Annotated in this window: 19 protein-coding genes and 1 riboswitch; of the genes, 10 read left to right on the top strand and 9 right to left on the bottom strand. The window is 69.0% G+C overall.

What is annotated here, in order from left to right:
* Positions 1–193: 193 nt before the first annotated feature.
* A complete protein-coding gene (locus tag AB0I77_RS24685; protein WP_363284833.1) occupies positions 194–1,810 on the top strand; it encodes a globin domain-containing protein in 1,617 nt (538 codons plus the stop codon).
* Between the two features lie 14 nt (positions 1,811–1,824).
* On the opposite strand, the gene AB0I77_RS24680 is transcribed toward AB0I77_RS24685, so the two are convergent.
* The 5 genes from AB0I77_RS24680 to AB0I77_RS24660 form a co-directional block, all read right to left on the bottom strand.
* Positions 1,825–2,307: an NUDIX hydrolase gene (locus AB0I77_RS24680; protein ID WP_363284832.1), complete on the bottom strand. Its 483-nt coding sequence runs from the start codon at positions 2,305–2,307 to the stop codon at positions 1,825–1,827.
* A gap of 134 nt (positions 2,308–2,441) precedes the next feature.
* The gene (locus AB0I77_RS24675) at positions 2,442–3,455 is read right to left on the bottom strand and encodes a LysR family transcriptional regulator (RefSeq protein ID WP_363284831.1); all 1,014 of its coding nucleotides are present in this window, start codon (positions 3,453–3,455) and stop codon (positions 2,442–2,444) included.
* A gap of 229 nt (positions 3,456–3,684) precedes the next feature.
* Positions 3,685–4,839, bottom strand: a complete 1,155-nt coding sequence (locus AB0I77_RS24670; protein ID WP_363284830.1) for a cystathionine gamma-lyase — start codon at positions 4,837–4,839, stop codon at positions 3,685–3,687.
* Positions 4,836–5,330, bottom strand: a complete 495-nt coding sequence (locus AB0I77_RS24665; RefSeq protein WP_363284829.1) for a low molecular weight protein-tyrosine-phosphatase — start codon at positions 5,328–5,330, stop codon at positions 4,836–4,838. The genes AB0I77_RS24670 and AB0I77_RS24665 overlap by 4 nt, the downstream gene beginning before the upstream one ends.
* 5 nt (positions 5,331–5,335) lie before the next feature.
* Entirely contained in the window at positions 5,336–5,713 is a 378-nt protein-coding gene (locus tag AB0I77_RS24660; protein WP_030665982.1) for a phage holin family protein, read from the bottom strand.
* 58 nt (positions 5,714–5,771) lie between these two features.
* Between AB0I77_RS24660 and AB0I77_RS24655 the strand changes: the two genes are divergently transcribed.
* The 4 genes from AB0I77_RS24655 to AB0I77_RS24640 all read left to right on the top strand — a co-directional run bounded on the left by AB0I77_RS24655 (position 5,772) and on the right by AB0I77_RS24640 (position 8,198).
* Positions 5,772–6,089 (top strand): cupin domain-containing protein, encoded by a 318-nt coding sequence (locus AB0I77_RS24655; protein WP_363284954.1) that lies wholly within the window; start codon positions 5,772–5,774, stop codon positions 6,087–6,089.
* Positions 6,090–6,298: 209 nt separating this feature from the next.
* Positions 6,299–6,511 (top strand): DUF5326 family protein, encoded by a 213-nt coding sequence (locus AB0I77_RS24650; protein WP_363284828.1) that lies wholly within the window; start codon positions 6,299–6,301, stop codon positions 6,509–6,511.
* Positions 6,512–6,927: 416 nt separating this feature from the next.
* On the top strand, positions 6,928–7,662 hold the full coding sequence (locus AB0I77_RS24645) for an IclR family transcriptional regulator C-terminal domain-containing protein (RefSeq protein WP_363284953.1): 735 nt from the start codon (positions 6,928–6,930) through the stop codon (positions 7,660–7,662).
* 98 nt (positions 7,663–7,760) lie between these two features.
* Positions 7,761–8,198, top strand: a complete 438-nt coding sequence (locus AB0I77_RS24640; protein ID WP_363284827.1) for an SsgA family sporulation/cell division regulator — start codon at positions 7,761–7,763, stop codon at positions 8,196–8,198.
* A 258-nt stretch (positions 8,199–8,456) separates the two neighbouring features.
* On the opposite strand, the gene AB0I77_RS24635 is transcribed toward AB0I77_RS24640, so the two are convergent.
* Positions 8,457–10,052, bottom strand: coding sequence for a YibE/F family protein (locus AB0I77_RS24635; RefSeq protein WP_363284826.1), 1,596 nt, complete (start codon positions 10,050–10,052; stop codon positions 8,457–8,459).
* A 71-nt stretch (positions 10,053–10,123) separates the two neighbouring features.
* A riboswitch (TPP riboswitch) is annotated at positions 10,124–10,313 on the top strand.
* Here AB0I77_RS24635 and thiC point away from each other — a divergent pair.
* Positions 10,306–12,114, top strand: a complete 1,809-nt coding sequence (gene thiC, locus AB0I77_RS24630) for a phosphomethylpyrimidine synthase ThiC (protein ID WP_363284825.1) — start codon at positions 10,306–10,308, stop codon at positions 12,112–12,114. (Overlaps the previous riboswitch by 8 nt.)
* 210 nt (positions 12,115–12,324) lie before the next feature.
* On the opposite strand, the gene AB0I77_RS24625 is transcribed toward thiC, so the two are convergent.
* The 3 genes from AB0I77_RS24625 to AB0I77_RS24615 form a co-directional block, all read right to left on the bottom strand.
* Positions 12,325–13,188, bottom strand: a complete 864-nt coding sequence (locus AB0I77_RS24625; protein ID WP_363284824.1) for a hypothetical protein — start codon at positions 13,186–13,188, stop codon at positions 12,325–12,327.
* A gap of 193 nt (positions 13,189–13,381) precedes the next feature.
* The gene (locus AB0I77_RS24620) at positions 13,382–14,464 is read right to left on the bottom strand and encodes a metallophosphoesterase (protein WP_363284823.1); all 1,083 of its coding nucleotides are present in this window, start codon (positions 14,462–14,464) and stop codon (positions 13,382–13,384) included.
* Between the two features lie 244 nt (positions 14,465–14,708).
* Positions 14,709–15,821: a LacI family DNA-binding transcriptional regulator gene (locus tag AB0I77_RS24615; RefSeq protein ID WP_363284822.1), complete on the bottom strand. Its 1,113-nt coding sequence runs from the start codon at positions 15,819–15,821 to the stop codon at positions 14,709–14,711.
* Between the two features lie 451 nt (positions 15,822–16,272).
* Here AB0I77_RS24615 and hisC point away from each other — a divergent pair, with 451 nt between their 5' ends.
* From hisC to cydD, 4 genes are all read left to right on the top strand, one after another.
* Entirely contained in the window at positions 16,273–17,355 is a 1,083-nt protein-coding gene (gene hisC / locus AB0I77_RS24610; protein WP_363284821.1) for a histidinol-phosphate transaminase, read from the top strand.
* A gap of 192 nt (positions 17,356–17,547) precedes the next feature.
* Positions 17,548–19,056 carry a cytochrome ubiquinol oxidase subunit I gene (locus AB0I77_RS24605; protein ID WP_363284820.1) on the top strand — a complete coding sequence of 503 codons (1,509 nt, stop codon included), beginning with the start codon at positions 17,548–17,550 and terminating at the stop codon, positions 19,054–19,056.
* Positions 19,057–19,076: 20 nt separating this feature from the next.
* Entirely contained in the window at positions 19,077–20,084 is a 1,008-nt protein-coding gene (cydB, locus tag AB0I77_RS24600; RefSeq protein ID WP_363284819.1) for a cytochrome d ubiquinol oxidase subunit II, read from the top strand.
* Between the two features lie 70 nt (positions 20,085–20,154).
* Positions 20,155–23,655, top strand: coding sequence for a thiol reductant ABC exporter subunit CydD (cydD, locus tag AB0I77_RS24595; RefSeq protein ID WP_363284818.1), 3,501 nt, complete (start codon positions 20,155–20,157; stop codon positions 23,653–23,655).
* The last annotated feature ends 186 nt before the right edge of the window (positions 23,656–23,841 follow it).

The following is a 23,841-nucleotide window of genomic DNA, read 5'->3' as shown; positions in this document are numbered from 1 at the left end:
TGCGGTGAGTGGACTGCGGCCAATGTCACACTCTCGCCTTACTTGTCCGTACGAAGCCGGAACACGGGTTGAATGTGGCCGCATTGGCTGCGGCAGCGAACAGGGGAAACAAGCCGTCTGCGGGGGAAAGCAGGCATCTTCCGACCGAGGAAGTGCGCAGACCGACCGAAAGATGTTCGAGGCGAGGCACACCATGGACGCTCCGACCACCACGTCGGCCGACAACGGCACTTCCGGCGGCGGGAGCGGCTGGTTCACGCCGCGCAAGCAGCCGCCGCCGACTCCCGGCAGCGAACAGGAGCCGACCGAGGGGCGTCGCCGGGCCGCGATACGTCCGGTGGGCAGGACCGCGACCGGCCATGATGCGAACCCGCCGATAAATGACGCGAACCCGTCGATAGCGGAATCCGCCTCGTCCACCTCGACCGCCGACGAACAGCGGCCCATCAAGGCAACGGACGACATACAGCCGACGACAGCAAGCGGAGAGACGACCCCGAGACGGGCTCCCGCGATACAGACCCCCGCGACACCACCCCCCGCTCCCGGCACAGCGCAGCTCACCCAAGCCCCGCCGGTCGAAGCCCCGTCAGCCGTAACCCAGCCGGCCGAAGCCGCGGCGACCGAAGCCCCGCCGGCCGGTCAGCGCGTACCCGCCCAGCGGTCCGCCCCGCCCCCGGACGCCTCGCCGGCTGCCTCCCCGGACGCCGTTCTCATCCGCCGGACCATGGCCGAGATCGGCCCCGTGGCCGACAAGGTCACCTCGTACTTCTACGCACTGCTCTTCGTGCGCCACCCCGACCTGCGGTCACTGTTCCCGGCGGCGATGGACACCCAGCGGGACCGGCTGCTCAAGGCCCTGCTCACCGCGGCCGAGCACATCGACAACACCGAAGTGCTCGTCGCCTACCTACAGAACCTCGGCCGCGGCCATCGCAAGTACGGCACCCGGGCCGAGCACTACCCGGCCGTCGGCGAGTGCCTCATCGGTGCCCTGAACAAGTACGCCTCCGGCATCTGGACCGCGGAGACCGAGGCTGCATGGGTCCGGGCGTACACGACGATCTCGCAGGTGATGATCGACGCGGCGGCCGCGGACGAGCTGAGGGCCCCGGCCTGGTGGTACGCGGAGGTGGTGTCGCACGACCTCAGAACCCCGGACGTCGCGGTCGTCACCGTCCGCCCCGACCAGCCCTATCCCTTCCTCGCCGGGCAGTACGCGAGCCTGGAGACGCCCTGGTGGCCGCGGATCTGGCGGCACTACTCCTTCGCCTCGGCGCCCCGCTCCGACGGCCTGCTGTCGTTTCACGTGAAGGCCGTCCCCGCGGGCTGGGTCTCAAACGCCCTGACGCACCGCGCCCGGCCCGGCGACATCATCCGGCTCGGCCCGCCGGCCGGTTCGATGACGGTGGACCACACCACCGACAGCGGACTGCTCTGCTTGGGCGGAGGCACCGGCATAGCCCCTATCAAGGCGCTGGTCGAGGATGTCGCCGAGCACGGCGAGCGGCGGCCTGTCGAGGTGTTCTACGGCGCACGCACCGACCACGACCTGTACGACATCGACACGATGCTCAGACTCCAGCAGTCCCACCCCTGGCTCTCGGTCCGCGCGGTCGTCGACCAGCAGGCGCACCTCCAACTCCCTGACGCCATACGCGCATACGGGCCGTGGCACGAGTACGACGCCTACCTCTCGGGCCCGCCTGGAATGATCCGCAGCGGTGTGGACACACTCAGGGACATCGGAATCCCGTCCGAGCGCATACGCCATGACTCGGTAGAGGAACTCGCCGCCGCCGGACAGTGACCCGGCGCCGGGGATCAGCCCAGATCGGGGGCATGCATGGCGCGTACGCCCTCGATGTTGCCGTCCAGATAGTGCCGCAGCGACAGCGGTACGAGATGGACGGAGGCGATTCCGACGCGAGTGAAGGGCACCCGAACGATCTCGTACTCGCCGATGGGTTCATCCACCTCGGGTCCGTGCCGCAGGGACGGATTCATGGACTCCAGGTGGCAGACGAAGAAGTGCTGCACTTTCACGCCGGTCGCGCCGCCGTCGTCGCCGATGTGCTCGACGGTGTCGACGAAGCACGGCACCACATCGGTGATCTTGGCGCCGAGTTCCTCGTACACCTCGCGGTGCAGGGCGTCGACGACGGTCGTGTCCTCGGGCTCGACACCGCCGCCGGGAGTGAGCCAGTAGGGATCCATGCCGGGCTTGGTGCGCTTGATCAGGATCAGGTCGTCACCGTCCAGCAGAACGGCACGGGCGGTGCGCTTGACCACGGGTCGGACGGTCATGGGAGAAATGTGGCCCCGCTGGTTCCACGTGAAACATCGCGAAACGTCACCGGTCGAGCTCGGGGCGTGATGCTCGCGATTCAACGCCTGCGTGGCAACCGAGGCGCCGTGCCCGTTGCCGGTAAAAGCCCAGCTCAGCACCAGTCGTCGGCCGCCCGCAGCAGCCACTCGTGAGCCCGTGCGATGTGCGGCATCGCCAGGGTGCCGGTGCGGACCACCAGGAAATACGTCCGCAGGGGTGGGACCGCGGGATCGTGCAGTGGGACGACGTCACCACGCTGTAGTGCGGATGCGCACAGATAGCGGGGCAGCACCGCCAGCCCGGCACCCGCGGCCGCGCATGCCAGGACCGCGCGCAGATCGGGAACGATGACGGTGCCCGGGGCGGCCGGGCGGGAGTCGAAGACGGAAGCCCAGTAGCGGGAGACGAACGGCAACGACTCGTGCACCTCGATCACAGGGACGTTCTCGAGCGCGGGTATTCCCTCGTCCGCGGGAACGCTCTCGAGCACGGGTGCCCCCTCGTCCGCGGAAACGCTCTCCTGCGCCCTCGGCCCTCTGACCAGGGGCAAGCTCTCCAGCGCGTGAGCCCCCTTGCGGCGCGGTTTCCCGGAGCCGAGCAGCTCGGCCCAGCGCGGGGCGGCGACCAGGACGTGCTCCTCGTCGCAGAGCGGAGTCGCCGTGAGCAGGGCGCCGCGCGGACGGGCCGTCGAGATGGCCAGATCATGATGCCCGGCTGCCAGCCCTTCCAGGGCCTCCTCGGCGTTCCCGAAGGAGGCGCGCAGCGCGAAGCCCTGGCCGTCCTCGCCGGTCAGCTCCGTGAGTGCCGGTAACGCCCGCTCGGCGGTGAACTCCGGAGGGCCGACGAGGTGCAGCGTCCGCAGGGACGACTCGTCGTCGAGCCCGGTCTCGGCGATCTCCACCAGAGCGTCGAGATGCGGCGCCGCCTTGTGGGCGAGCTCGTCGCCGATGGTCGTAGGGGTCACTCCGCGGGCTTGTCGCAGGAACAGAGGGCGCCCCAACTGGCGCTCCAGGGTGCGGATCTGCGAGGTGACGGCAGGCTGCGACAGGCCGAGCAGCGCAGCGGCCCGGGTGAAGGAACCGGCCCGGTGCACCGTCACAAAGGTGCGCAGCAAGGCCAGATCCATGGCAACGCCTCCCCATCCCTGCCCTTCTCCCGGCCCCGAGGCAGGGCCCAACTATAAATATGTCGATAGGGCCCTGTCGCTACTGTGATTGGACACTGACACAGAGTCAACTAGCCTTGTTCGCGCGGTTCTTAGCGCGCGAGAACCGGGACGGTCCGAGCCACGAGGGGGGAGGCTCGGACCGTCCGTCGTACGTAGCCGGACACCGCCCGGCACCGGCGCGAAGAGATCAGTGCGCCGACTCCTCCAGCGCGCGCAGCACATCCGCCACCAGGTCATCGGGGTCCTCGGCACCGACCGAGAAGCGAATGAAGCCCTCCGGCACGGCGTCACCGCCCCAGCGCCCGCGCCGTTCGGCCGTGGACCGCACCCCGCCGAAACTGGTCGCGTTGTCCACGAGCCGCAGCGCGTCGAGGAAACGGTCGGCACGCGTGCGCGTGGGCAGCGTGAAGGAGACCACACACCCGGAGTGCCGCATCTGCTGCGAGGCGATCTTGTACGAGGGATCGCCCGGGAGCCCTGGATAGCGCACCCCAATTTCCTCGGGCCAGTCGCGCAGCGCCTCTGCCACCTTGAGCGCATTCGCGTTCTGCCGATCGACACGCATGTGGAGCGTGGCGATCGACCGGTGGGCGAGCCAAGCCTCCATGGGCCCCGAGATGGCCCCGACGATCTTGCGCCAGCGGCGTACGGCAGCCATGGTCTTGGCGTCGAGACCGGTGACGTATCCCAGCAGGATGTCGCCGTGGCCGGTCAACTGCTTGGTGCCGCTGGCCACGGAGAAGTCGGCGCCGAGCTCCAGCGGGCGCTGCCCGAGTGGTGTCGCGAGCGTGTTGTCGACCGCGACCAGGGCGCCACGCGCGTGTGCCGCCTCGGCGAGCCGCCGTATGTCGCACACGTCGAGCCCAGGGTTGGACGGCGTCTCGATCCACAGCAGCTTCGCGCCGTCGAGGACGTCCAGCTGGGCGTCGCCGGCGGTGGGCGCTGTGCGTACCTCGATGCCGTACGCCTCTAGCTGCGCGCGTACGAGGGGCAGCGCCTGGTAGCCGTCGCTGGGCAGGACGACGGCGTCCCCGGCGCTCAGCTGCGAGAAGAGCACCGAGGAGGTGGCGGCCATGCCCGAGGCGAACACGAGTGTCTCCACGCCGTCCTGCCCGGGCGCCTCCAGCTCGCCGATGGCGCGCTCCAGCAGAGTCCAGGTCGGGTTGTCGTCGCGGCCGTAGCCGTACGGACCCGTGACCTCGCCGGGCAGATGGTAGTGGGCGGCGAACACCGGACCGGGCAGAGCCGGCTCGTGCTTGACCGGCTCGGGCAGCCCGGCCCGTACGGCGCGCGTACCGTCGCCGCTGTCGGCAGGCAGTCCCCGCCCACTCGTACCGCTCATGCCGCCCGTCCCTCCACGTGCTCGCGCACCGTGGCGAGCAGACCCGAGCTCGCCGCCTCCACCATCTCGAGGCACTCCTCGAAGCCGTCCATGCCCCCGTAGTAAGGGTCCGGTACGTCGAGGTCGTCGGCGCCGACCGAAGGGTCGTAGGAACGCAGCAGCCGCACCTTCTCCGCCTCCTGCTCGGTGGGCGCGAGGCGGCGCAGGGCCTTGAGGTGGCCGGAGTCGAGAGCGATGACGAGGTCGAGGCGGGAGAACCAGGAGGCCTGGAACTGCCGGGCGGTGTGCTCGCCGGCGTAGCCGTTGTTCTCCAGGACGGTGATGGTGCGCGGGTCTGCGCCGTCGCCCTCGTGCCAGCCGCCCGTGCCGGCGCTGTCGACCACCACCAGGCCGTCGAGCCCGGCCTCCTGTATTCGTGTCCGGAAGACGGACTCGGCCATCGGGGAGCGGCAGATGTTGCCGGTGCAGACGAAGCAGACGCGATAGGCCATCGGGCTCAGTCCTCGTCCGGCAGGACGACGTGGAGCGCCCAGGACACGATCGAGATGATCAGACCGCCCAGGACAGCGGTCCAGAAGCCCTCGACGTGGAAGCTCAGGTCGAGCTTGTCGGCCAGCCACGAGGTGAGCAGCAGCATCAGGGCGTTGACCACCAGGGTGATCAGGCCGAGCGTCAGGATGAACAGCGGGAAGGTGAGGACCTTCACGATGGGCTTGACCAGGAAGTTCACCAGGCCGAAGACCAGGGCGACGAGTATCAGCGTCCAGACCTTCTTGCCGGTGCTGTCGCCGGTCAGGGTGATCTTGTCGAGCAGCCATACGGCGACCGCCAGGGCGCCCGCGTTGGCGATCGTCTTGACTACGAAATTCTTCATGTGTCTGATCGTGGCAGACGAGATCGGTTATGAGCACGGGCAGGGGCGGACTAAGTCGATGAAGGCATTCCGGTTGGACGAGCTGGAGGCGGAACGCGCCGCCAACGATGGCGCCTACCTGCAGTTTCTGCGGGAACGGAACATGTCGGTCGGCCTGTACGCACTCGACGCCGGTGAGCACGACCGGCAGCAGCCGCACAACCAGGACGAGGTGTACTTCGTCGTGAGCGGCCGCGCGGCGATCACCGTCGGCCTGGAGACCACCCAGGTGGCGCGCGGCAGTGTGGTGTACGTACCGGCCGGGGTCGCCCACAAGTTCCACCACATCAGCGAGGATCTGCGGGTGCTCGTGGTGTTCTCTCCGCCCGAGAGCTGACCTGTGACCTCGGGGTTCCCTAGGGGATCAGTCAGGGGCGGACAAGGGATGCGAGGCCCCCGCCGGGCCCCCTCCCGGCCCTAGCATCGAGTGCAGGACATCAATGGGCCCCGGCATCAGCACTGTGGTCCGCAACAGGACCCGGCAACAGGGCCGCGATCCGCACAGGACCGGCACAAGCAGCCGGCGGAGAGGTAAGGACGAGGGCAATGGGAGAGATCTTCGCGGGAATGCCGTGGTGGGTGAAGTGGGTCGCGGTGCCGATCATCGCCCTGGTCCTGTTCGGCGGACTGATAGCGACGGTCGTCGGCATCGTCATCGGACTGCTGTTCAAGCTGCTGATCTTCGTGGCACTGGTCGGCGGACTGATTTACGTCGTACGGAAGTTCATGTCGAGCTCCTCGTCACGCGGCGACTGGTGAGCGACCGGGGCACTCGGTGAGCGGTCAACTCGGGGCAACCGGCGGTCAGTAACAGGAATCACCGGTTCCCTCACGTGAGGGAAGTTTTCCGGACAGATCGTCTGCGAGCGGAGGCGGACGGTTAGAGTCCGGAACTCGACGCGGGGGGTGACCCCCGCGAGCGGCGTACACCCCCCTCCCGTGTCTCCCCGCACGGGTGCCCCCTCGCGCTTCGGGAGTGACCCTTGGCCACGGTTGACACCGCCTCCGCAGAATCCCACCCACCCTCCGCTGCCGCCCCGGCCGCCGTCCCCATTTCGGGAGCCTCCATCCGGCCCCCCGAGCAGCCCGCACCGTCGGCGCGGCCCCACTCGAGGACTCCTCCCGTACAGCGGCAGGCGACGCAAGCCTCCGGGCAGCCGCAGTCCACGACCCTCATCGGATCGGTGCAGCGCGCGATGCGCCTGCTGGAATCCGTCGCCGACCATGAGCACGGAGCGCCCGCCAAACAGCTGGCCCGCGAGACGGGCCTGGCGCTCCCCACCGCCTACCACCTGCTGCGCACCCTCGTGCACGAGGGCTATCTGCGCCGCGACAAAGGACTGTTCTTTCTCGGTGAGGCGGCCGTGCGGCTGAGCAGCAGCGGAGCTCAGGAGAAACGTCGCAGCACCGTCGTCGACACGCTCGCACACTGGCGCGACGCCATCGGCGTGCCGGTGTACTACGCGATGTACCGCGACGGCGAGATCGAGGTCATGTGCGTCTCCGACACCCCGGGCAACCCGGCGGTCGAGGAGTGGGCCGACTTCCGCGAGACGGCGCACGCGCACGCCATCGGGCAGTGCCTGCTGGCCCAGTTGGACGAGAACGCCCGGCGTGACCATCTCGACCGCCACCCCGTGCGGTCCATCACCCCCTACACGGTGCGCGACAGCCACACCCTGCTACGGCGCCTCGAACGGATGCGGAGGGCGGACCCGGTTACGGAGCGTCAGGAGTACGCGCTGGGGACGGTGTGTGCGGCGATCCCGATCACGGTGGGCACCACGGCCGCGACCATGGCCATTTCTCTGCCTGCTCATCAGGCCGACCGGCTGCCTGCGGCGACGCGGGAGCTGCAGAGTGTCATGGGGCGGCTCCTGGGGTCGCTCGCGATCTCTATCAGTATCTGAAAACTCACTCCTTGTGATCCGGCGTACACGTTCAGCAAGATGCCACAGTGTCAGAGGGAACCTTCCCAGCCAGTCGACATCACACGACGGGGTAGGCGATGCGCGAGTCCGTACAGGCAGAGGTCATGATGAGCTTTCTCGTGTCCGAAGAGCTCTCCTTCCGCATCCCGGTGGAACTGCGCTACGAGAGTTGCGATCCCTATGCCGTTCGGTTGACCTTCCACTTGCCGGGTGACGCCCCTGTGACCTGGGCTTTCGGCCGCGAACTGCTGATCGACGGAGTGGGACAGCCGTGCGGTGAGGGCGATGTGCGGGTCGCCCCCGCCGATCCCGACTCGCTGGGAGATGTGCTGATCCGGCTTCAGGTCGGCAGCGACCAGGCGCTGTTCCGTTCGTCCACGGCGCCGCTCGTCGCCTTCCTCGACCGCACCGACAAGCTGGTGCCGCTGGGCCAGGAGGGTGCTCTCGCCGACTTCGACGCCCACCTCGACGAGGCTCTGGACCGCATCCTGGCGGAGGAGCAGAGCGCCGGCTGAAGCGTTACGGCAATGAGGTCGGCGAAACGCTTGGTCACGGTCGTGGAAGTGGGCAGTAACGCTTCTGCCCGGGTTGGTGGATCAACCCGGTCGGGCGGGCCCACTGGTCGGGTGGGCCGGCGTGCCAGCCGATCGGCCGGGCGAACCGGCGCGCCGGCCGGCGGGCCGCAGACCGGGCCTCCCCGCCTCAGTGCCTGCGGACTGTCAGCCGGGTCTCTCGCCTCAGTGCCTGCGGACTGCCAACCGGGCCTCCCCGCCTCAGTGCCTGCGGCGCCGCCCCTTCCCGCCGCGCGCCGGAGCCGGTCGGGCACCGGTCCCCGCTGCTTCCGTTCCCGTCGCCCCCGCGGGTGTCACCGTCTCCGTCCCAGGCCGGTCGGACGCGACCACCAGGGCCGCGAGGGCCGTGGTGACCGGCACCGAGGCGACCAGGCCGATCGAGCCCACCAGCGTGCGCACGATCTCCTCCGCGACCAACTCGCTGTTGGCGACCGTCCCCACGCTGCTCTGGGCGATCGAGAAGAGCAACAGCAGCGGCAGCGCGGCGCCCGCGTAGGCGAGGACGAGCGTGTTGACGACGGACGCGATGTGGTCGCGGCCGATCCGGATACCCGCGCGGTACAGCCCGCGCCAGCCCATCGTCGGGTTCGCCTCGTGCAGTTCCCAGACCGCCGACGTCTGTGTGACCGTCACATCGTCCAGGACACCGAGCGAACCGATGATGACGCCGGCGAGCAGCAGACCGCTCATGTCGATCGACGGATACAGGCCGTGGATCAGACCGGTGTTGTCGTCCGTGTTCCCGGTCAGCGCGGCCCAGCCGATGAACTGCGAGCCGAGGACACCGATCAGCACCAGCGAGATGAGTGTGCCGAGCACCGCCACGGAGGTCCGGGCCGAGAGGCCATGACACAGGTACAGGGCGATCAGCATGATGGCGCTCGCCCCGACCACGGCCACGACCAGCGGGTTCGAGCCCTGAAGGATCGCGGGCAGGATGAAGAAGTTGAGGATCATGAAGCTGATGGCCAGTGCGACCAACGCCATGACGCCGCGCAGTCGGCCCACCACCACGACGGCGAGCGCGAAGATGCCGGCGAGCAGCGCCATCGGCAGTCGGCGGTTCACATCGGTGACCGAGTACTGCAGGTCCTTAGGCGCGGAGGGCTCGTAGGCGACCACGACCTTCTCGCCCTCGTGCAACTGCCGTGACTGGTCCGGCTGCACGATCTCGGTGAACGTACGGCCCTTGTCCTTGCCGGTGTCGACCCGGATCGTCGCCCGCTTGCAGGTGCCGTCCGCCTGCTGCTGCGCGGACGAGCCCTCGGCGGTGGAGGTGTCACCGGTCGGGGTCTCTCCCGAGGCGTTCACCGACTTGCAGCTCACGCTCGTGACCTTGGTGACCGTGGCCTGCTGGGTCTGCCGGTCGAAGCCGACACCCGTGCGTTCGTGCCCCGGGGCACCACCGGGCCACAGCACCGCGAGCCCGACCACCACCGCGGCGGCGAACGGGATGAGGATGGCCGCGATGACCTTGCGCAAGTGCCGGGAGACGGGGGCCGCCGGCCCATGACTGTGACTGTGCGAATGGCCGCCACTGGAACCGGGACCGTGTCCGCCACCAGGTCCGTGTCCGTCATCGGGACCGTGACCGTGTCCGTCACCGTGCCCGCCACCGCCCCTGCCACCGCCACCGGCTCCCGCTCCAGGCCCGTGGCCGTGCTCACCACCAGGACCTGTGCCACCTCCATGGCTGCCGCCAAGGCCGTCTCCGCGGCCGTGGCTCATGCCGTTTCCGGAGCCGGGCCCGCGGGGTGGCTCGGGCGGCGGGTACGGGGGCTGAGGTGTCGTGGTCACCGACCGATCATCGCAAGAACGACAGGGGCCCTCTGTTCACCGCGCCCGAATTGCCGCTAGCGTGGAGCCACCTTTGTACACGCGGGAGCTCGGAGCACCGGGCTGAGAGGGCGCTGACCTCCGTCCCAGCCATGTTTCACATGAAACATCGCTTGAAGCGAGTGATGTTTCACACGAAGCGTTGGCAGACGGAAGCCGCTGCGTCGACCGCCGAACCTGTTACCGGGTAATGCCGGCGTAGGGAGTAGGTCTCATGACCAACGAGGACGCACGCACGCCTGTCTCCACCCCGCTTTCCAGCGAAAGCGACGGGGAGACCGGGAAGTCCATCGGCTGGCACAAGGCGTACGTCGAGGGCTCACGCCCCGATCTGCGCGTGCCGGTCCGTCAGGTGCACCTCACCAACGGGCAGTCGGTCACGCTGTACGACACGTCAGGCCCGTATACCGATTCACTCGTCGAAACCGATGTCCGCAGGGGCTTGCCGCCGGTGCGGGAGAACTGGATCGTCGCCCGCGGCGACACCGTGGAGTACGCGGGCCGTCCGGTCCGCCCCGAGGACGACGGGATCAAGCACACCTCGCCGCGCGGGGGACTCAGGAACCTCGACGCGGTGTTCCCGGGACGGCCCCGGCAGCCGCGTCGCAGCCACGACGGGAAGGCCGTCACCCAACTCGCGTACGCACGTCGCGGGGAGATCACGCCCGAGATGGAGTTCGTGGCCGTCCGGGAGAACGTCGACCCGGAGGTCGTACGCGAGGAAATCGCAGCGGGGCGCGCGGTGCTGCCCGCCAACGTCAACCACCCGGAGATCGAGCCGATGATCATCGGCAAGCGGTTCCTGGTGAAGGTCAACGCCAACATCGGCAACTCGGCGGTCACCTCCTCGATCGAGGAGGAGGTGGAGAAGATGACCTGGGCGACCCGTTGGGGCGCCGACACGGTCATGGACCTGTCCACCGGCCGCAACATCCACACCACCCGCGAGTGGGTGCTGCGCAACTCCCCCGTTCCCATCGGTACGGTCCCGCTCTACCAGGCCCTGGAGAAGGTCGACGGCAGGGCCGAGGAGCTGACCTGGGAGATCTACAAGGACACGGTCATCGAGCAGGCCGAACAGGGCGTGGACTACATGACGGTCCACGCGGGCGTGCGCCTGCCGTACGTACCGCTGACGGCCAACCGCAAGACCGGCATCGTCTCCCGCGGCGGCTCGATCATGGCCGCCTGGTGCCTCGCGCACCACAAGGAGAGCTTCCTGTACGAGAACTTCGAGGAGCTCTGCGAGGTCCTCGCCGCCTACGACGTCACGTACTCGCTCGGCGACGGCCTCAGGCCCGGATCGATCGCGGACGCCAATGACGAGGCGCAGTTCGCGGAGTTGCGCACGCTCGGGGAACTCAACCGGATCGCGAAGCGTTTCCACGTACAGACGATGATCGAAGGCCCGGGCCACGTCCCGATGCACAAGATCAAGGAGAACATCGACCTTCAGCAGGAGATCTGTGATGAAGCTCCGTTCTATACGCTCGGGCCGCTGACGACGGACGTCGCTCCGGCGTACGACCACATCACCTCCGGCATCGGTGCCGCGATGATCGCCTGGTGGGGCACGGCCATGCTCTGCTATGTCACGCCCAAGGAGCACCTGGGCCTGCCCAACCGTGACGACGTCAAGACCGGCGTTATCACCTACAAGATCGCCGCCCACGCGGCCGACCTCGCCAAGGGGCACCCAGGTGCACAGGAGTGGGACGACGCACTGTCCGACGCCCGCTTCGAGTTCCGGTGGGAGGACCAGTTCAACCTTGCCCTCGACCCGGACACGGCACGGGAGTTCCACGACGAGACGCTGCCGGCCGAACCCGCCAAGACGGCTCACTTCTGCTCGATGTGCGGGCCGAAGTTCTGCTCGATGAAGATTAGCCAAAGCATCACAAAGCAGTTCGGCGGTACAGCGGCTGCCGGGGCGACGGCTGAGGAGGTCGCTGAGGGGATGCTCCAGAAGTCGAAGGAGTTCGCCCAGAGCGGGAACCGGGTGTATCTGCCGATCGCGGACTGACGGCGATGACCTGATCGCCGGCGGACTGATCGCCGACGGACTGGATCGGCATCGGGCTGATCGTTGGGCTGATCGCCGGTGACGGACTCCGATGTCCTGAGCGTCCTGGCAACGGACGCAACGGACGCAACGGACGCAACGGACCCAACGGACGGCCCAAGGCCGGGTCTTCGGCTTGCGCTCCCCTGGGTGGGGGCGCAAGCCGAGGGGTTACTCCGGCTTGTGGTCCGGCCCCCCGAACTCCGGGCTGCTGTAGTCCGGGCTCGTGAACCTGGGGCGCGAGCCGCGGCCGCCGTCGTCCGGGCTGCTGAATCCCGGGCGGTCGTAGCCGAGGTGCGGCATACGACTGGTCGACGCCGGCGGTGTCGCACGGTGCAGTGCGGCGCTGCCGGGATCGGCGAGTGCCTCCCGCAGGAACGGCAGGAGGCCGCGCTCCAGCAGTGCCTCGTGCCAGGCTTCCCTGGCCTGGGTCACCTCCGCGCTCATCTCGCCGTACGGGCCGGCTTCGAGCGAGGGCCGGTTGCGCAGGGCGGTGATAAGCAGTCCGACGGCGGCGACGAGGATCGCGGCCGCGGTCACGGCCCCGAACACCCATCCGGTGGTGAGCATGGTCTGGGCGAAGGCCGGCTCGGGGTCGAGCATCTTGAGGATGTAGCCCACGAGCAGGAAGATCGCCGCGGCGGTTCCGGCGAGGACGGGTGCCAGGACCGCGACGACGGCGATGGCGCCCGCGCCGGCGGTCTCGGCGACCTCACCCATGGTGGCGGCGAGCCCCATCGCGCTCGTGCCCGGCTCCGCGGAGCCGGTTTCGCGCGTGGACGACGGGGTGGACGGCGCCGGCCGGCGCAGTTCCTCGCGGACCTTGACGTAGTGCTGGTACTCGGTCGCCGCGGCCGCCGTGATGAGTGCGGTGGCGTTGAGCGCCATGGTGCGCAGCTGTTCGGTGTTGAGCCGCTGTCCGACAGCGGCCAGTTCCGGGCGTTGTGGTGCGGAGCGCAGCGCCTCATCGAGGATCCGCTCGTATTCCTGGCGGTCCTCGCTCAGCAGGTGCTGCGGAACGCTGTTCATGTGCATCCCCCGATGCTCCGTAGGGCTTGTGGCTCGCACGCTGACGAGCCGTCGGGCAGAAACGGAGGGGAGCCTGCTACGGATAAGCCGATGGTAGAGCGATGACGGCACGCGGTGACAGGGGGTTTACCGAAAATGCCCTCTGGCCAGCGTTGTCGCCGGTCGGTCCGCCACGGGGGGACGCCTGCCCCGTGAACGCTCAGATATCCAGTGGAAGTTGCTGGACCAGCAGTTTTCCGGCCATGGTCACTCCGCCGTCCATCGCGATGGCGAGCCCGTCGGCGTAGAGATGTGGTCCTTCCACCACGGGACCGGCCGTGTCCTCGCCGTCTTCGGAGCCGACCTCGCCCAGCAAGTACGGAATGGGGCTGTGACCGTGAACGATCCGAGTGCCGCCGTACGTATCGAGCAGGGAGCGTACGTGGTCGGCGCCGCCCTCATCGCGGAAGGAGAAGCGCTTGGTGAACTTGCGGAACAGATCCCACACCTCGTCCGCGTCGTTGCGCGTGATCGTCTCGCGGACGGTGTCGTTGACCGCCTCGATCGAGTCGCCGTAGTCGAGGTAGGCGGTGGTGTCGGAGTGGACGAGCAGATGGCCGTCGACCTCCTCCATGGCGTCGAGGCGGGCCATCCACTGGAGATGGTGGTCCTGGAGGCGGTCCATGTCGGTCTTCTGGCCGCCGTTGAGCAGCCAGGCCGCCTGGAAGGTGGCGGTGCCCGCACCGGAGTTGACGGGCGTGTCGCCGAACCGCTTGGCGCCGAGCAGCAGCAGCTCGTGGTTGCCCATGAGCGCCTTGCAGTAGCCGCCGGCCGCGGCGGCCTCCGCGGACAGCCGCATCACGAGATCGATGACGCCGATGCCGTCCGGGCCGCGGTCGGTGAAGTCGCCGAGGAACCACAGCCGGGCGGTGCCCGCGCACCACTGGCCCGCGGTGTCGATGAGCCCCTGCTCCTGGAGGGCGGCCGTCAGCTCTTCGAGATAGCCGTGCACATCTCCGACGACGTACAGGGGCCCGGGGCCGGCCGTCGGCTGCGGGGCCGGGACGGGCGCGGGATCGACGGCCGCCTGAGGCGTGTCGCCCCGTTTGATGACGGGCAGGTCCCGCTGGGTGGGCGTGTACCCCTCCGGGTGGTCCACCGGCTCCTCGACGGGCCTGACGGCCTCGCCGGTGGGCATGCCATGGGGGTACGGCCCGGTCTCGTGGACGTACGCGGGTACCCGGAAGTCGCGCAGCGTCGCCGTACGCTCCACCTCGGGTCCCTGACCGGCCCCCTGAGTCATCAGACCCCTCCACCATCGCGCCGCATCTGCACCGCTTCGGACTGCCTGGTCGCAGCGGCCCGCGGTGTCGTGCGCCCATCATAGGAATGTGGATCGCGCCGTGTGATGACCCAGGGGTGGTGAATCGGAGCAAGACTCCAGTTCATCGCGGCTTTCGCCCCGATTGGGCAGGGCTTCGACCGCTGGGTGACCGCCCTTGCCCCGCCCCACGGAACGCGCTTACCCCTCCTCGGCCGCCCTCGCCCTACTTCTCCTCGGGCGACCGCGGCGGACTGACCGTCGTGCGCGGCGGACGTCGCTGGGACGAGGTACGCACGATCAGTTCGGTCGGTATCACCTGCTCGACTGGTTGGTCCGATGCCACCCCCTCGATGGCGTCGATGAGGAGTTGGACCACCGCCGTGCCGATGCGGCGCGGTTTGAGGGAGAGCGTGGTGACGGGCGGTTCGGTGTTGGCGTACACGGTGGACTCGCTGCAGCAGACCAGAAGCAGTTCGTCCGGGACGCGCAGTCCGTAGCGACGGGCGGCGGCGAGCAGGTCGGTGCCGTTGGGGTCGAACAGGCCGTAGACGGCGTCGGGGCGGTCGGGGCGGGCGAGCAGCCGGTCGGCGGCGACGGCGCCCGCGCACGGATCGTGCGCCGGATAGGCCTCGTACACCGGATCCTGGCCCACGCGCTCGCACCAGCGCAGGTATGCGGTGGTCGACAGGTGGGTGTACGTGTCGGTGCTGGTCCCGGTCAGCAGGCCGATGCGGCGGGCGCCGGCGTCGGCCAGGTGGTCGAGGATACCGAGGACGGCGGCCTCGTGGTCGTTGTCGACCCAGGCGGTGACCGGGAGCACCCCGGCCGGGCGGCCGTCGGAGACGACCGGTAAACCCTGGCGGACCAGTTCGCTGACGACTGGGTCCTGGTCGGACGGATCGATGACGACCGTCCCGTCGAGCGCGACGTTCGACCACACGTCGTGGCGGGAGGTCGCCGGGAGGATGACGAGGGCGTAGCCGCGGGCGAGCGCGGCCGAGGTGGCGGCCCTGGCCATCTCGGCGAAGTACGCGAACTCGGTGAAGGTGAAAGGTTCATCCCCGTACGTCGTCACGGTCAGGCCGATGAGTCCCGACTTGCCGGTACGGAGCGTGCGGGCGGCGGCCGACGGACGATAGCCCAGCCGGTCGGCGACCTCGCGGACATGGCGTCGGGTGGCATCCGGGAGCCGACCCTTTCCGTTGAGAGCGTCGGAGACGGTCGTGATGGAGACTCCCGCGGCGGCGGCGACGTCTCTGATGCCCGCCCGGCCCGGCCGATTGCCTCGACGTGAGGTTTCCGCGCGGCTCACCTGGTGCTTCCCTGCTGCTGTCATGGCGAGCCGATAGTAGGGCTCATGCGGTGGGGTAGGGCGGACGCATATGCGCGCATTGACAGGCACGTTTCTGCAAGGTCATAGTGGGTCAATTTCCTTGGAAAACAAGGCAGTTGGACGTTGCAATGACAGGACGTGACTTGTCGGCGTGCACCGGCCTGCCAAGTCACCGATGTTTCGAAGAGGTCTCAACTCACCTGCACGAGGGATGCGCGCCACGGCGCGAGCCACCGGCGCATAGATATATGTGGCCGCGCCCCCCGATTCGTCTGCCTTCGTACGGTGATGCGCTTGATGCCGATGGGACAGCCGATGGGACAGAGGGGCCCGCGCTCTCGGCGGAACCAGGTCGCTCCTCGCCTGTACGCAGCGGCGCCGAATCCTCATAAGGTGAGGAGTATTGGAAGCCGGTGGTGATGATGGGCCGCCGGTGGTCGCGAGGAGGACTGCGGTGAGCGAGACGAGCCCCAAGCTGCGCGCCGAGCTGGAGGGTATCCCCACCTACAAGCCGGGCAAGCCGGCCGCGGCCGGCGGTCCGGTGGCCTACAAGCTGTCCTCCAACGAGAACCCGTATCCGCCGCTGCCCGGTGTGATGGAGACCGTGACGGCCGCGGTCGCCTCGTTCAACCGCTACCCCGACATGGCCTGCACGGTCCTGATGAGCGAGCTGTCCGATCGCTTCGCCGTGCCGCTCTCCCACGTGGCCACCGGCACCGGCTCGGTGGGCGTCGCCCAGCAGTTGATCCAGGCGACCTCCGGACCCGGTGACGAGGTCATCTACGCCTGGCGGTCCTTCGAGGCGTACCCGATCATCACGCAGATCAGCGGGGCGACGTCGGTGCAGGTGCCGCTGACGCCGGGCGATGTGCACGACCTCGACGCCATGGCGGACGCGATCACCGACCGGACCCGGCTGATCTTCGTCTGCAACCCCAACAACCCGACGGGCACCGTCGTCCGGCGAGCGGAACTGGAGCGCTTCCTCGACCGGGTGCCCGGTGATGTGCTCGTCGTGCTGGATGAGGCGTACCGCGAGTTCATTCGCGATGCCGAGGTGCCTGACGGTGTCGAGCTGTACCGGGACCGGCCGAACGTCTGCGTGCTGCGCACGTTCTCCAAGGCGTATGGCCTCGCGGGTCTGCGCGTCGGCTTCGCCATCGCCCACGAGCCGGTGGCGGCGGCGCTGCGCAAGACGGCGGTGCCCTTCGGTGTGAGCCAGCTCGCACAGGACGCGGCGATCGCCTCGCTGCGTGCCGAGGACGCGCTGCTCGGCCGGGTCGGCTCGCTGGTGTGCGAGCGCACGCGCGTGGTCGACGGGCTGCGCGGCCAGGGCTGGACGGTGCCCGAGACCCAGGCCAACTTCGTGTGGCTGCGGCTGGGGGAGCGCACGGTCGCGTTCGCGGCGGCGTGCGAACAGGCCGGCGTGGTGGTCCGGCCGTTCCCGGGTGAGGGTGTGCGGGTCACGGTCGGGGAGAACGAGGCGAACGACATCTTTCTGAAGGTGGCGGAAGGGTTCCGGAAGGAGCTGCTGTAGGGGCTCGGTACCGGTCCTGCCAAGGGGGTCTCCCTTCCGAGGGGGACCCCCCTTCGTGTGCCGAAAATAGGTACGTCATAATTGCTTGTGAATGTGAACGCGTTCACAAGCGTGTCCCGGTTACTCCCATGATGTGCGTGACATAAGGGGCAAGCTGCCGCTGTACCACGGCGACGTAAGGAGACTGACGACGTGGACCTGGCCCTGGCGCCGGAGACATTGGCGCGCTGGCAGTTCGGCATCACCACCGTCTACCACTTCCTCTTCGTCCCCCTGACGATCTCGCTGGCCGCTCTCACGGCCGGTCTGCAGACCGCGTGGGTGCGCACGGAGAAGGAGAAGTACCTCAGGGCGACCAAGTTCTGGGGCAAGCTCTTCCTGATCAACATCGCCATGGGCGTGGTCACCGGCATCGTGCAGGAGTTCCAGTTCGGCATGAACTGGTCCGCCTACTCGCGCTTCGTCGGTGACATCTTCGGCGCCCCGCTCGCGTTCGAGGCCTTGATCGCCTTCTTCTTCGAGTCGACCTTCATCGGCCTGTGGATCTTCGGCTGGGACAAGCTGCCCAAGAAGATCCATCTGGCCTGCATCTGGATGGTCTCGATCGGGACGATCCTGTCGGCGTACTTCATCCTCGCGGCCAACTCGTGGATGCAGCACCCCGTCGGCTACAAGATCAACGAGGCGAAGGGGCGGGCCGAGCTCACCGACTTCTGGCTCGTGCTGACCCAGAACACCGCGCTCACCCAGGCCTTCCACACCCTCACCGCGTCCTTCCTCACCGGCGGCGCCTTCATGGTCGGCATCTCTGCCTTCCACCTGCTCCGCAAGAAGCACATCCGCGAGATGAAGACCTCGCTGCGGCTCGGCCTGGTCACCGTTGTCGTCGGTGGCCTGCTCACCGCGGTCAGCGGCGACACTCTCGGCAAGGTCATGTTCGAGCAGCAACCTATGAAGATGGCGGCGGCCGAGGCGCTGTGGGACGGCGAGTCGCCCGCGCCGTTCTCCGTCTTCGCCTACGGCGATGTCGAAGCCGGCCACAACACGGTCGCCATCGAGATCCCCGGACTGCTGTCCTTCCTGGCCAAGGACGACTTCACCTCGTACGTCCCCGGGATCAACGACGTCAACAAGGCCGAGCAGAAGAAGTTCGGGCCCGGCGACTACCGGCCCAATATCCCGGTCGCCTACTGGGGCTTCCGCTGGATGATCGGCTTCGGCATGTCGTCCTTCGCCATCGGGCTGGCCGGACTCTGGCTGACCCGCAAGAAGTTCCTGCTGTCCCAGCACCTGAGGGTCGGCGAGGACGAGGTGCCGCATCTGGTCCTCTTCAAGAACAAGGCGCTCGGTCCGACGCTCACCCGGTGGTACTGGCGCATCGCGATCTGGACCCTGGGTTTCCCACTGATCGCCAGCTCCTGGGGCTGGATCTTCACCGAGACGGGCCGTCAGCCCTGGGTGGTCTACGGCGTCCTGCAGACCCGGGACGCGGTCTCCCCCACGGTCTCCCAGGGCGAGGTCATCACCTCGATGATCGTCTTCACCACCCTGTACGCCATCCTCGCCGTCGTCGAGGTCAGGCTGCTCGCGAAGTACGTCAAGGCCGGCCCGCCGGAGCTCTCGGAGGCCGACCGCAACCCGCCCACGAAGATCGGCGGCGACTCCCGTGACGCCGACAAGCCGATGGCCTTCTCGTACTAGGCCAAGGGAGCTGCACAGTCATGGAACTTCACGACGTCTGGTTCGTCCTCATCGCCTTCCTGTGGACCGGCTACTTCTTCCTGGAGGGCTTCGACTTCGGGGTCGGCATCCTCACCAAGCTGCTGGCTCGTGACCGGCCCGAGCGGCGGGTGCTGATCAACACCATCGGGCCCGTCTGGGACGGCAACGAGGTGTGGCTGCTCACGGCCGCCGGCTCGACGTTCGCGGCCTTCCCCGATTGGTACGCCACGCTCTTCTCCGGCTTCTATCTGCCGCTGTTGATCATCCTGGTCTCTCTGATCGTCCGGGGTGTCGCCTTCGAGTACCGGGTGAAGCGGCCCGAGGAGAACTGGCAGCGCAACTGGGAGCACGCGATCTTCTGGACCTCGCTCATCCCCGCGTTCCTGTGGGGCGTGGTCTTCGCCAACATCGTGCGGGGCGTGAAGATCGACCAGAGCTTCGACTACGTCGGCACCTTCTGGGACCTGTTCAACCCGTACGCGCTCCTCGGCGGTCTGGTGACGCTGACGCTGTTCATCTTCCACGGCGCGGTGTTCACGGCGCTCAAGACCGTTGGGGAGATCCGGGAGCGGGCACGGAAGCTGGCGCTGGGAGTCGGTCTCGCAACCGCCGTGCTGGCGCTGATCTTCCTGCTGTGGACGCAGGTTCACGGCGGTGACGGCAAGAGCCTGGTCGCGCTGGTGGTGGCGGTCGCCGCACTGGTCGCGGCGCTCGCGGCGAACCAGGTCGGCCGCGAGGGGTGGGCGTTCGCCCTGTCCGGCGTCACCATCGTGGCCACTGTGGCCATGCTCTTCCTGACGCTCTTCCCGAACGTCATGCCGTCCTCGCTCAATGAGGAGTGGAGCCTCACGGTCACCAACGCCTCGTCGAGTCCCTACACCCTGAAGATCATGACCTGGTGTGCGGTGATCGCCGCACCGATCGTCATGCTCTACCAGGGCTGGACCTACTGGGTGTTCCGCAAGCGGATCGGCACGCAGCATCTCGCCGTCGACGCCGCTCACTGAGTCCGACAAAGGTGTGTTTCACCGTGGTTCTCGATGTTTCACGTGAAACACACCCCTTGGGCCGAAGGGCATGTTTCACGTGAAACCGATCGATCCACGTCTGTTCCAGTACGCCCGCGCCACCCGGATCTTCCTGATGGCGGTCGTCGGTCTGGGTGCCGTCGGTGCCGGGCTGGTCATCGCCCAGGCGATGCTCATCGCCGAAGTGGTGGTCGGCGCCTTCCAACACGGCATGGCGGTCGGTGAACTCCGTACCCCCGTGCTGCTGTTGGTGGCCATGGCCTTTGGCCGGGCGTTTGTCTCCTGGCTCACCGAGCTCGCCGCACACCGAGCGAGCGCGGCGGTGAAGTCGGAGCTGCGGGGGCGGTTGCTGGAGCGAGCTGTCGCTCTGGGGCCCGGGTGGCTGAGCGGGCAGCGGACCGGATCGCTGGTCGCCCTCGCCACGCGGGGAGTCGACGCCCTCGACGACTACTTCTCGCGCTATCTCCCGCAGTTGGGGCTCGCGGTGGTCGTGCCGGTGGCGGTGCTGGCCCGGATCGTCACCGAGGACTGGGTCTCGGCGGCCATCATCGTCGGGACTCTGCCACTCATCCCGATCTTCATGATGCTGATCGGCTGGGCCACACAGTCCCGGATGGACCGTCAGTGGCGGCTGCTGTCCCGGCTGTCCGGGCACTTCCTGGACGTGGTCGCCGGCCTGCCGACCCTGAAGGTGTTCGGACGGGCCAAGGCACAGGCCGAGTCGATCCGGCGCATCACCGGTGAGTACCGGCAGGCGACCATGCGGACGCTGCGGATCGCGTTCATCTCCTCCTTCGCGCTGGAGCTGCTCTCGACGCTCTCGGTGGCACTCGTCGCCGTGACGATCGGTATGCGGCTCGTCCACGGCGAGATGGACCTGTACAACGGCCTGGTCGTCCTGGTGCTGGCACCGGAGGCGTACCTGCCGCTGCGCCAGGTGGGAGCGCAGTATCACGCGGCGGCGGAGGGGCTCTCCGCCGCCGAGGAGATCTTCTCGGTGCTGGAGAAGCCGGTGCCGACGTCCGGTTCCGGTGTTGTGCCGACGCAGGCGGCCCTGTCCTTCGAGGGGGTCACGGTCCGCTACCCCGGTCGGTCCGGGGATGCCGTGGCAGACGTCTCGTTCGCCGTCGAACCCGGGGAGACGGTCGCGCTCGTCGGGCCGAGCGGTGCGGGCAAGTCGACGCTGCTGAACGTGGTTCTCGGGTTTGTACGGCCCAGCGAGGGCCGGGTCCGGGCCGGGGGAGTCGATCTCGCCGAGGCCGACCTGGAGCAGTGGCGGTCACGGATCGCGTGGGTGCCGCAGCGGCCGCAGCTGTTCGCCGGGACGATCGCCGACAACGTACGGCTCGCCCGGCCCGACGCCGACGACGCCGCCGTACGGCGAGCGCTGGGCGATGCGGGCGCGCTGGAGTTCGTGGACGCGCTGTCCGAGGGCGTCGAAACGGTGCTCGGCGAGGACGGAGCCGGTCTGTCCGCCGGTCAGCGGCAGCGGCTCGCGCTGGCCCGGGCGTTCCTCGCCGACCGGCCGGTGCTGCTGCTCGACGAGCCGACGGCGGCCCTCGACGGGGCGACCGAGGCCGAGGTCGTGGAGGCGGTGCGACGACTGGCGGTGGGACGGACGGTTCTGCTGGTGGTGCACCGGCCGGCCCTGCTGGGGGTGGCGGACCGGGTGGTGCGACTGGAGGAGACCGCGACACCCGCCCACACGGAGGCCGCCCGGGCCGGGGCGACCGTGGTGCACCCGATCGAGGAGCAGCCCGTCGCCGTGGCCGCTTCCGAGGCGCCCGCGACGACAGCCCTCCGTGGTGTCCTGGCCCGCGTCCGGGCCATGTCCGGCGCCCGGCGCGGACGGCTCGCCCTCGCCCTGCTGCTCGGCAGCCTCGCGCTCGGCAGCGCCGTCGGTCTCATGGCCACCTCCGGGTGGCTCATCTCGCGGGCCTCGCAGCAGCCGCCCGTGCTGTATCTGATGGTGGCCGTGACCGCGACACGGGCCTTCGGAATCGGGCGGGCCGTCTTCCGGTACGCCGAGCGGCTCGTGTCGCACGACGCCGTCCTGCGGATGCTGGCCGACACACGGGTCGCCGTCTACCGCCGCCTGGAGCGACTGGCGCCCGCCGGGCTGCGGGGCACCCGCCGAGGCGATCTGCTCTCGCGGCTCGTCGCCGACGTGGACGCCCTACAGGACTACTGGCTGCGCTGGCTGCTGCCCGCCGGTGCCGCCGTGATCGTGTCCGCCGCCTCCGTCGGCTTCACGGCCTGGCTGCTGCCGGAGGCCGGCGCGGTGCTCGCGGCCGGGCTGCTGGTGGCCGGGGTCGGCGTCCCGCTGGTCACCGGTGCCGTGGCGCGACGAGCCGAGCACAGGCTGGCCCCCGCCCGAGGTGCACTGGCGACGCGGGTGACCGATCTGCTCACCGGGACCGCCGAGTTGACCGTCGCCGGCGCCGTGCCCGGACGCACCGCCGAGGCGCGGCGGGCCGACGGCATCCTCACCCGGATCGCCTCGCGGGCCGCCACCGCCACCGCGCTCGGCGACGGACTCACCGCGTTGCTCTCCGGCCTGACGGTCGCCGCGACCGCCCTCGTGGGCGCCCAGGCGGTCGACGACGGGCGGCTGGGCGGCGTGGCCATGGCCGTCGTCGTCCTCACCCCGCTGGCTGCCTTCGAGGCCGTCCTCGGCATGCCGCTCGCCGTGCAGTACCGGCAACGGGTGCGCAGGAGCGCGGAGCGCGTGTACGAGGTGCTGGACGCGCCGGAACCTGTGCGGGAGCCGGAGCGGCCGCGGCAGGCGCCCGCGTCGCCGTTCCCGGTGGTCCTCAAGGGCTTGGCCGCGCGGCACGCCGGGCAGCACCGGGAGGCGCTCGCCGGACTCGATCTGAGTCTGGAAGAGGGGCGCCGGATCGCGGTGGTCGGGCCGTCCGGGTCCGGAAAGACGACGCTCGCACAGGTGTTGCTGCGCTTCCTGGACGCGGAGGCGGGCTCCTACACGCTGGGCGGCGTGGACGCGTGCGCGCTGGACGGCGACGACGTACGGCGACTCGTCGGACTGTGCGCGCAGGACGCGCACCTCTTCGACAGCTCGGTGCGTGAGAATCTCCTCCTCGCTCAGAAAGGCGCGACCGAGGACGAGCTGCGGGACGCGCTGAAGCGGGCCCGGCTGCTCGACTGGGCCGACGGCCTGCCCGACGGGCTCGACACGCTGGTCGGCGAGCACGGCACGCGGCTGTCCGGTGGGCAGCGGCAGCGGCTGGCGCTGGCTCGGGCTCTGCTGGCCGACTTCCCCGTCGTGGTGCTCGACGAGCCCGCCGAGCACCTCGACCTGCCGACGGCCGACGCGCTCACCGCCGACCTGCTGGCCGCTACCGAGGGCCGTACGACGCTGCTCATCACCCACCGGCTGGCCGGTCTGGAGGCGGTGGACGAGGTGATCGTGCTGGACGAGGGCCGGGTGGCGCAGCGCGGGACGTACGCGGAACTGGCTGCCGTGGAGGGGCCATTGCGCGTGATGGTGGAGCGGGAGGAAGAGACGGACCTGCTGGTGGGGGTGCGGTAGGGAGTATTTGCTAGGAGCGGGCTCGGATCGCGGCACGACGGCGGTGTGGCACGCGCCGAACTGACGGCGCCGAGTGCCCCCCAGCCTCGGCGGCGACGCCACAACTGACCCATCTGCCGCAACCCGTCCCCCACTTGCACGACGTGAACAGGACCACACCCCCCGGTCCGGGACACGATCGCTGAC

The organism is Streptomyces sp. NPDC050619, assembly GCF_040654815.1.
Lineage (GTDB): Bacteria > Actinomycetota > Actinomycetes > Streptomycetales > Streptomycetaceae > Streptomyces.
This window is presented reverse-complemented; position numbering and strand designations above follow the sequence as displayed.

Bases quoted from the DNA above. Each gene is read 5' to 3' on its own strand.
- AB0I77_RS24680 (WP_363284832.1), bottom strand. From the start codon at position 2,307: ATGACCGTCCGACCCGTGGTCAAGCGCACCGCCCGTGCCGTTCTGCTG.
- AB0I77_RS24650 (WP_363284828.1), top strand. From the start codon at position 6,299: ATGGGAGAGATCTTCGCGGGAATGCCGTGGTGGGTGAAGTGGGTCGCG.
- AB0I77_RS24665 (WP_363284829.1), bottom strand. From the start codon at position 5,330: ATGGCCTATCGCGTCTGCTTCGTCTGCACCGGCAACATCTGCCGCTCC.
- cydD (WP_363284818.1), top strand. From the start codon at position 20,155: ATGTTTCACGTGAAACCGATCGATCCACGTCTGTTCCAGTACGCCCGC.
- AB0I77_RS24640 (WP_363284827.1), top strand. From the start codon at position 7,761: ATGCGCGAGTCCGTACAGGCAGAGGTCATGATGAGCTTTCTCGTGTCC.
- cydB (WP_363284819.1), top strand. From the start codon at position 19,077: ATGGAACTTCACGACGTCTGGTTCGTCCTCATCGCCTTCCTGTGGACC.
- AB0I77_RS24675 (WP_363284831.1), bottom strand. From the start codon at position 3,455: ATGGATCTGGCCTTGCTGCGCACCTTTGTGACGGTGCACCGGGCCGGT.
- AB0I77_RS24660 (WP_030665982.1), bottom strand. From the start codon at position 5,713: ATGAAGAATTTCGTAGTCAAGACGATCGCCAACGCGGGCGCCCTGGCG.
- AB0I77_RS24655 (WP_363284954.1), top strand. From the start codon at position 5,772: ATGAAGGCATTCCGGTTGGACGAGCTGGAGGCGGAACGCGCCGCCAAC.
- AB0I77_RS24685 (WP_363284833.1), top strand. From the start codon at position 194: ATGGACGCTCCGACCACCACGTCGGCCGACAACGGCACTTCCGGCGGC.
- AB0I77_RS24620 (WP_363284823.1), bottom strand. From the start codon at position 14,464: ATGACTCAGGGGGCCGGTCAGGGACCCGAGGTGGAGCGTACGGCGACG.
- AB0I77_RS24670 (WP_363284830.1), bottom strand. From the start codon at position 4,839: ATGAGCGGTACGAGTGGGCGGGGACTGCCTGCCGACAGCGGCGACGGT.
- AB0I77_RS24625 (WP_363284824.1), bottom strand. From the start codon at position 13,188: ATGCACATGAACAGCGTTCCGCAGCACCTGCTGAGCGAGGACCGCCAG.
- AB0I77_RS24615 (WP_363284822.1), bottom strand. From the start codon at position 15,821: ATGACAGCAGCAGGGAAGCACCAGGTGAGCCGCGCGGAAACCTCACGT.
- thiC (WP_363284825.1), top strand. From the start codon at position 10,306: ATGACCAACGAGGACGCACGCACGCCTGTCTCCACCCCGCTTTCCAGC.